This window comes from Corallococcus sp. CA053C (assembly GCF_003611675.1).
Taxonomy (GTDB): domain Bacteria; phylum Myxococcota; class Myxococcia; order Myxococcales; family Myxococcaceae; genus Corallococcus.
The window spans coordinates 1-7,280 of sequence record NZ_RAWA01000458.1; the positions used below are offsets into that span (position 1 = coordinate 1).

Annotated in this window: 7 protein-coding genes and 1 pseudogene; 3 read left to right on the forward strand and 5 right to left on the reverse strand. The window is 68.8% G+C overall.

The genetic code is table 11. From position 1 onward, the window contains the following. Window positions 1–205 precede the first annotated feature (205 nt). Complete coding sequence (locus tag D7V97_RS37185; protein WP_120615355.1) at window positions 206–1,912, forward strand: HAD-IG family 5'-nucleotidase; 1,707 nt, start codon at window positions 206–208, stop codon at window positions 1,910–1,912. 12 nt (window positions 1,913–1,924) lie between these two features. Here D7V97_RS37185 and D7V97_RS37190 read toward each other — a convergent pair whose 3' ends face one another. Beyond that, the gene (locus tag D7V97_RS37190; protein WP_120615356.1) at window positions 1,925–2,707 is read right to left on the reverse strand and encodes a class I SAM-dependent methyltransferase; all 783 of its coding nucleotides are present in this window, start codon (window positions 2,705–2,707) and stop codon (window positions 1,925–1,927) included. 55 nt (window positions 2,708–2,762) lie between these two features. On the opposite strand from D7V97_RS37190, the gene D7V97_RS37195 reads away from it, so the two are divergent. Continuing rightward, on the forward strand, window positions 2,763–3,137 hold the full coding sequence (locus tag D7V97_RS37195; protein WP_120615357.1) for a DUSAM domain-containing protein: 375 nt from the start codon (window positions 2,763–2,765) through the stop codon (window positions 3,135–3,137). A gap of 6 nt (window positions 3,138–3,143) precedes the next feature. On the opposite strand, the gene D7V97_RS37200 is transcribed toward D7V97_RS37195, so the two are convergent. The 4 genes from D7V97_RS37200 to D7V97_RS37215 form a co-directional block, all read right to left on the reverse strand. Beyond that, window positions 3,144–5,306: a sensor domain-containing diguanylate cyclase gene (locus tag D7V97_RS37200; RefSeq protein ID WP_120615358.1), complete on the reverse strand. Its 2,163-nt coding sequence runs from the start codon at window positions 5,304–5,306 to the stop codon at window positions 3,144–3,146. After that, complete coding sequence (locus D7V97_RS37205) at window positions 5,303–5,584, reverse strand: septum formation initiator family protein (RefSeq protein ID WP_120615359.1); 282 nt, start codon at window positions 5,582–5,584, stop codon at window positions 5,303–5,305. The genes D7V97_RS37200 and D7V97_RS37205 overlap by 4 nt, the downstream gene beginning before the upstream one ends. Window positions 5,585–5,691: 107 nt before the next feature. Further along, complete coding sequence (locus D7V97_RS37210; protein WP_120615360.1) at window positions 5,692–6,216, reverse strand: TlpA disulfide reductase family protein; 525 nt, start codon at window positions 6,214–6,216, stop codon at window positions 5,692–5,694. Further along, entirely contained in the window at window positions 6,213–6,704 is a 492-nt protein-coding gene (locus D7V97_RS37215; protein WP_199729079.1) for a Fur family transcriptional regulator, read from the reverse strand. Before D7V97_RS37215 ends, D7V97_RS37210 begins: the two co-directional genes overlap by 4 nt. Before the next feature lie 231 nt (window positions 6,705–6,935). Between D7V97_RS37215 and D7V97_RS37220 the strand changes: the two are divergent. Continuing rightward, window positions 6,936–7,280 (forward strand): annotated as a pseudogene (locus D7V97_RS37220) (hypothetical protein); the annotation flags it as partial.

Here is a 7,280-nt window from a genome sequence, read left to right on the forward strand (position 1 = left end):
GACGGGGGGAGGCTTGCGTGCCTCCAGGAGCAGGCGGGCTTCCAGGCGGCGCACCCGGTCCTCCAGCGCGGCGATCCGTGCGGACAGGCGCGCGTGGAGGTCCTCGGCGGAGGCCGGGGATGGACGTGGGGAGCGCATCGGAGGCAGAGCGTGCCAGCCCCGTGGGAAGCCCGCAAGGACGCGGCGGCAGGGGGCTCCGCGTGTTATGTCTTGCGGTCCCGTGTCGCCCATTCTCTCTCCTGCCCAGCCCATCCCGGGCGGACCCTCCGTGGATCCGCTGCACGGGAGCTTCCGTTCCTCCATCCACCGGGAGCGCGCCGCCGAGGCCTCGCTGCGGGCCCGGGAGCTGCTCAACGACGAGGTGCTCGGCCGGTTGCTCAGCACGCCGCGTCCGCCCACGGCCCAGGTGCCGCGCGCGCGGGAGGTGTTCGTCAACCGCAACCTGCGCATGGACCACGTCGAGCTGATCGGCTTCGACATGGACTACACGCTGGCCATCTACCACATGCGCCGGCTGGAGCAGCTGTCGTTCGACATGACGATCGCGAAGCTGATCAGCGAGTACGGCTACCCGACCTTCGTCGGCGGCCTGCTCTACGACCACCACTTCGTGATGCGCGGCCTGGCGGTGGACCGGGTGAACGGCAACGTCCTGAAGATGGATCGCTTCGGGCACGTGGGGCGCGCGTACCACGGCCTGCGGCCGCTGAAGCGCGAGGCGTGGAAGGAGCTGTACCGCAACAAGCGCGTGCGGCTGCGCAACCCGCAGTTCGCGTGGAACGACACGCTGTTCGCGCTGCCGGAGACGTGCCTGTTCTCCGGCATCATCGAGTTGATGGAGTCGCTGGGGCACACCGTGAACTACGGCAAGCTCTACGACGACATCCGGGAAGCCATCGACACGGTGCACCGGGACAACTCGCTCAAGCGGGAGATCCGCAAGGACCTGTCGCGCTACGTGTTCCTGGATCCGGAGCTGGGACCGGCGTTGCACAAGCTGCGCTCGGGTGGGAAGCGGCTGTTCCTGCTGACGAACTCCGCGTGGGACTACACGAACGCGGTGATGCGCTACCTGCTGGACGGGCAGCTCCCGGAGTACCCGAGCTGGCGCAACTACTTCGACTTCACGGTGACGGCGGCGGGCAAGCCGGCGTTCTTCACGGAGAGCCGGCCGTTCCTGGAGCTGGACTCGACGACGGAGGAGGGCAAGGTGGTGGGCGAGGCGAAGTCGCTGGAGCGCGGCACGGTGTATTCCGGCGGCAACCTGCCCCAGTTCGAGGAGATGACGGGCTACCGGGGCGAGAACATCCTCTACGTGGGCGACCACATCTACGGCGACATCCTGAAGTCGAAGAAGTCGTCGCTGTGGCGCACGTGCATGGTGGTGCAGGAGATCGAAGACGAGATCACCTACACGGACGGACGGCGCACGGACATCGACACGCTGTCGGAGGTGGAGCTGACGCGCGCGCGGCTGGACGACGAGGTGAACCACCGCAAGACGGTGTTGAACTCGCTGGAGCGCAGGCTGGAGCGCGGGGAGCTGCCGGAGGCGGAGCGGCTGGAGGCGGAGGAGCTGCGCAAGAAGACGAAGGCGGAGCTGGAGAAGCTGCGCAAGTCGTTGAAGGCGACGAACGGCATCGCGGACACGTTGGAGCGCGACGTGGAGGAGGGCTTCAATCCGTACTGGGGCCTGCTGTTCAAGGAAGGCAACGAGAACAGCCGCTTCGGCTACCAGGTGGAGCAGTACGCGTGCCTGTACACGAGCCGCGTGTCGAACTTCCTGCACCACTCGCCGATGCAGTACTACCGCTCACCGCGAGACTTGATGGCGCATGAGCAGGCCGGTGCGCTGTCGAGCAAGCTGTCCCCGCTGGGGAGCGAAGGGCCTCCGAAGGGTTCGGATCAGTAGGAAGCGGCAGGCCTATGGGGACGCGGGCAGGCGTCCCCAGATGACGTCGCTGAAGCGCGACGTGGGCGCGGGTTCGATTCCCAGCTTGTGCAGGTCGTCGGTGTGCCGAGCGCCCTTCACGACGACCCAGCGGCGCGCGACACGCCTCCCCTCCTCCAGCGCTTCGGAGGTGAGGGGCGCGTGCTCCGCGAAGCGGCGCAGGACGTCGAACGCGGGCTGGGCCTTCTTCGGCTTCGCGAACATCGGGTCGAAGAAGACGACGTCGAAGGACTTCGCGGGCAGGGTCTTCAGGTACGCGTGCGCGTCCGCGTGGTGGACCTCGATGGCGCAGGAGTCCGCGCCCCGGTCGTAGCGCCGGAGTCCCTCCGCGGCGACGACGCACAGGGACAGGCTCTTCTCCAGGCCCACCACCCTGCCCTCCGGTCCCACGGCGAGCGACGCCACCAGCGCGTCCTGGCCCAGACCCAGGGTGCAGTCGAGCACGGCATCCCCGGGGGCAAGCTCCGCGAGCTTGAGGAACGTGTCGTCCCGCTGGCCCTGCCGCAGCCGCATGCGCCGCAGGTGCGCCATGCCCGCGTGGAAGGAGAACGAGCCCTCGGGCTCCCACAGCGTGACGCCATCGCCGCCCACCACGAGCAGCGCGTCCACCTTCGTGCCGAGCCACGGCGCGATGCCCTCGCTGGAGCGGCGCGGGAGGAACGGGAGGTTCCACCGCTGCGCCACGGCCCGCGCCTCGCGCACCGTGGGCACATCCGTCTTCGTGCTGGTGGTGACGGCGAGGGGAATCGGGCTCATCGTGGAGCGTGTCCGGAAGGTGCCTTAGCTTCGTGTGAAGGACGGTGCTGCATCAATGGTCGAAGATCTCGAAGGCGACTGGCACCAACTCCGCACGCTCGACACCCGGGTCCAGCAAGGCGGAACCATGGCCCTGGACGAGCCCCTGCGCGCGCTGCTGCGACGGGCGGGGCCCTCCCTGGCCATGACCGACTCCGAGGTGGAAGCGGGCCTGCGCACTCCAGAGGCCGCGATGGCACTCCTCCACGAGATGCGCCAGCGCGTCACCGAGGGTTCCCGACGTCTAGGAGACGCGCTCCACCGCATGTACCGCCTGCGCGACCAGGGCGACCTGGACGGTGCGCGCCAGCAGCTGCGGGACGTGCTCGCCGTAGAGGTCGTGCCCTATTACCGCGAGCTCGCCGAAGGGCAGCTCGCGGACCTTGACTGAACCGCCCTACTCCGCGACCGCCTGGAGCTTCCGGCCGCCCTGCATCTGCGCCACCGTCACGGCCTGGTTCCGGCCGTTGCGCTTCGAGTGGTACAGGCACTGGTCCGACAGGTCGATGAGCTGCTGCTTCTCCTGCCCGTTGTCCGGGAACGTGGAGATGCCCAGCGACATCGTGATGCGCAGCGGGCCCATCTCCGTCTGGAACACCTCCGCCATCACCGCCTCGCGGATCCGCTCGGCGATGACCTTCGCGCCGTGCGCGTCCGTCTCCGGCATCACCATCACGAACTCCTCGCCGCCGTAGCGCGCCACCACGTCCGTGTCCCGCGCCAGCGTCTTGATGATGCGCGCCACGCCCTTGAGCACCTGGTCGCCCGTCGGGTGCCCGTACGTGTCGTTCACGTTCTTGAAGTGGTCCACGTCCGTCAACACGATGGAGCACTTGCGGTTGTACCGGCGCGCCTGCGCCAGGATCTCGTCCGCCCGCGACTGGAACGTGCGGTGGTTGAGCAGCCCCGTGAGGCCGTCCGTCGTCGCCATCTTCTCCATCTGCTCGTAGAGCTGCGCGCGCAACACCGCCTGCGCCGCCTGGATGGCGATGACTTCAATCATCCGCAGCACGTCCTGCTCGAACGCCGCCTTCTTGCGCGACCCCGCGACCAGCGTGCCCAGGATGCGGTCACCCGCCACCAGCGGGAAGATCTTCAGCGCACCCAGGCCGCGCACCTGCGTCTCCTCGTCGAAGATGACCTGGCGGTCCATCGCCTTGATGTCCCGCCCCGGCAACGGCGCCCCGTAGCGCACCACGTTCGCCACCAGGCCGTTGTTGTCCGGGAACGTGCGGCCCTCCAGCGCCTTGCCCTGCGCCGTCACGCCCGTCATCCGCACCACGCGGTGCACCCGCTTGCCCTCCTGCTCCGACACCAGCGTCACCGCGCAGAAGTCCAACCCGGCCAACTGCCGCGTCGACTCCAGCACCGCCACGAACACCTGGTCCGGACTGCCCGCGCGGTTCAGCTCCTCGATGGCCCGGAAGAACCGGTCCTTCTCGTCGCGCGTCTTGCGGATGTAGCTCATCACCCGCTCCACCTCGATGGAGCGCAACACCTCACCGGCGATGGTCGTCAGCAGCTTCTCGTCCTGGTCCGTGAACGGCTCGTTCTTCAGCTTGTCCGCCACCAGCACGCCACGCACCAGCCCGCTGCCCTCCAGGATGGGCACCGCCAGGAGCGCCTGCACCGTGGGACCGCCGCTCTCGTAGTACGTGACGCCCTTCAATCCCTGCGGCGAGTTCATCCGCACCGGCGCTCGGCGCTTCAACACCCCGCCGATGATGCCCTCGCCCGCGTTGAACTTCTCACGCTGCACCCGCTCCGTCGGCGAGCGGCAGTCGTACAGCTTCAGGCTCCGGTCATCCGACGTCAGCAGGAACGCCGCGCAGGTGTCCGTGCGCAGGCCCGTCTCCGCGATCTCCAGCGCCGCGTGCACCGCGCCCTCAATCTCCTTCACCGAAGCGACGAGCCACTTCTCGTCGGAGCTCATCCCGCTGAAGCTGTCCTGCGTCCCGGAGCTCACCAGCCGGAAGGTGCGCGCGCGCTCCTCCACCTCGCGGATGCGCTTCTGCACCGCGTCCGTCTCCGCCCGCTTCGCCACCGCCATCCGCGCCGACAGCACCAGGTGGTACAGCCCCGCGAACAGCGCCAGGAACATCGTGTGCATCAGGAAGCCGGTGAGGTTCACCACCGGCCCGCCCAGCGTCACCAGCCCGTCGTACACCAGCGCCACGCCCAGCAGCGTCATGCCCGCGTTGCGCGGCAGGAACGCCACCAGGAACGCCATCAACAGGTAGACGATGGGGAACAGCTCCCCGCCGCCAATCGCCACCACGATGAACGCCGCGGAGATGAGCCCGCCGCCCAGCTCCAGGTCGTCGCGCAGGTCGATGATGGCGCCCACCGAGGAGCGCATCGCCCGGCGCCACGCCGCCATCCCGATGCCGACGAGCAGCCCCACCACCAGCGCCGCTTCCGTCCACCCCAGCGTGTGCAGGCCCCGGAAGCCCCCGCTCGCCAGGTGCACGAACGTCGCCAGGGCCACGGCTGCGGGAATGGCGCGGAAGAACGCGCGCACGAGCTTCGCCGGAGAGGGCACCGAGGACAGCGAGGTCATGGCGACTCCAGGTGGATGACGATTTCGCCCGGCTTCACGTAGCCAAGCTCCTCACGCACGGACTGCTCCAGCGTCGCCGGATCCTTGCGGAGCGCGGCGATCTCCTTGCGGAGCACGTCGTTCTGCGCGGCCAGCGCGCGGTTGCGCTCGTCGAGCACCTCCACGTCCTGCCGCAGGCGCAGGTAACGACGGAAGCCCTTGGCGTCCGCCACCGAGGCCAGGCTCAAGGCCACCGCCACCACCGCCGCCACCATCAAGAGCTTTCGCCGAGGCGTCATGAACGCCGGCGAAGGTACCAGCGGCCCCCCTGCCCGCAAGAATTCCGCTCCAGCCCTGTAGCACCGGAAGCAAGCCCCCGGGACGGCACGCAAACGCAGCCGGGAACTCAGTCCTCCTTCAGCAGCTTTTCAATCGCCTTCGCCACGTCCGCCTGGCCTTCCACGCCCTGCCACCCGGCCACCGCGCGACCGCGCTTGTCCAGGAGCACCGTGCTGGGCAGCGCGCGGATCCGGCCGAAGGCGCTCTCTCCCGCGCGCATCCGCTCGTCCGACACCAGCACCGGGTACGGGAAGGCGTAGTGATCCGCGAACGGCGCCAGCACCCGGCCCTCGTCCAGGTCCATGCCCACCGCCACCACCTGGAAGCCCTGCGAGCCGTACTTCTTCTGGAGGTTCTCCAGCGTGGGCAGGTCCGCCAGACACGGGAAGCACCACGTGGCCAGGAACGACACCAGCACCACGCGCCCGGAGAGCTGGCGCGGGTCGTAGCGGGTGGGACCCACCGACGGCAGCGCCAGCGCCCGGAGGAACGCGGGGCCCGCGTCCACCGGCCCGCCCCGGTGACACCCGGACAGGGACAGCACGCCCACCGCCACGGCAGCCACCAGGGCGCGCCACCGCACCGGGGTCACGCCTCCGTCGTCGGGGGGCCGCCCCGCAGCTGGCAGTCGCGGCACTGGCCGTACAGCTCCATCTTGTGCGACGTCACCGTGAAGCCGTGCTTGCGCGCGACCGCGTCCTGGAGCGTCTCGATGCGGTCGTTCTCGAACTCCACGATGGTGCCGCAGCTGGTGCAGATGAGGTGGTCGTGGTGCTCGCGCCCCGCCGCCGCCTCGTAGCGCGTCTGCCCGTCACCGAAGTTGCGGGCGTGCGCCAGCCCGCACTCGTTGAGCAGCTTCATGGTCCGGTAGACGGTGGCCACGGACACCTTGGTGTCCTGTTCACGCACCTTGTTCCACAGCTCCTCCACCGACAGGTGACCGCCCACGGCGAAGAACGTGTCGATGATGAGGCTGCGCTGGCGCGTGCTCTTCAGGCCATGCTGGGCCATGTACCGGGCCAGCACGTCATCCTTGTCCTTCTCTTCATGGGAATGGTGGGCGTGGCTATGGGTCGTCATCTGCAATCTCTGGAGCACCACATGTGTTGAGGCTGGGATGCCCGCCCCCGCAAGCCAATATCGCCTGCCGTGTTCAGGATGCGCCCGCTCCCCTGACTACCACGGCCTTCGACTTGCGCCGCGCATGGGCTGTTTACATTGGGGTCGGACTGGCTCATTGACACCTGTCTGGCGGCGAAGATAGAGGCATCCGCCCTCGTAAACGAGCATTTTTCCGAACCTTTCCTTTCCATGATCAGTCCCTGGCAGAGAAGACGGCAGCCTGACGACGTACCCACGCCGGTGGCCGTGGCGGTGTCGGACTTCTGCCGACGCGCGAAGGCCCCCGCACCCGCCCAAGAGGTGCGTGAGGCGCTCGCGCTCCTCACCGAGGAGGAGGACTTCCGGGTCCGCGCCCTCACGGACGGTGAACCCGAGACCTCTCCGCTGGGACCCTTCGCGGTGGTGGACATCCTGCGCGGCGTGGCCCCGTCGCTCGCGGCCCAGCGCCAGACGTGCGGCTTCTACGGAGTCGCCCAGGAGCTGGCCCAGGTGCGTGAGGAGAAAACCCCTCCCCCCGCGCCCGCCTCCACGGCC

Coding starts and splice junctions, on each gene's coding strand:
- D7V97_RS37200 (WP_120615358.1), bottom strand. CDS start 5,306: ATGACCTCGCTGTCCTCGGTGCCCTCTCCGGCGAAGCTCGTGCGCGCG.
- D7V97_RS37205 (WP_120615359.1), bottom strand. CDS start 5,584: ATGACGCCTCGGCGAAAGCTCTTGATGGTGGCGGCGGTGGTGGCGGTG.
- D7V97_RS37185 (WP_120615355.1), top strand. CDS start 206: ATGTCTTGCGGTCCCGTGTCGCCCATTCTCTCTCCTGCCCAGCCCATC.
- D7V97_RS37215 (WP_199729079.1), bottom strand. CDS start 6,704: ATGACGACCCATAGCCACGCCCACCATTCCCATGAAGAGAAGGACAAG.
- D7V97_RS37195 (WP_120615357.1), top strand. CDS start 2,763: ATGGTCGAAGATCTCGAAGGCGACTGGCACCAACTCCGCACGCTCGAC.
- D7V97_RS37190 (WP_120615356.1), bottom strand. CDS start 2,707: ATGAGCCCGATTCCCCTCGCCGTCACCACCAGCACGAAGACGGATGTG.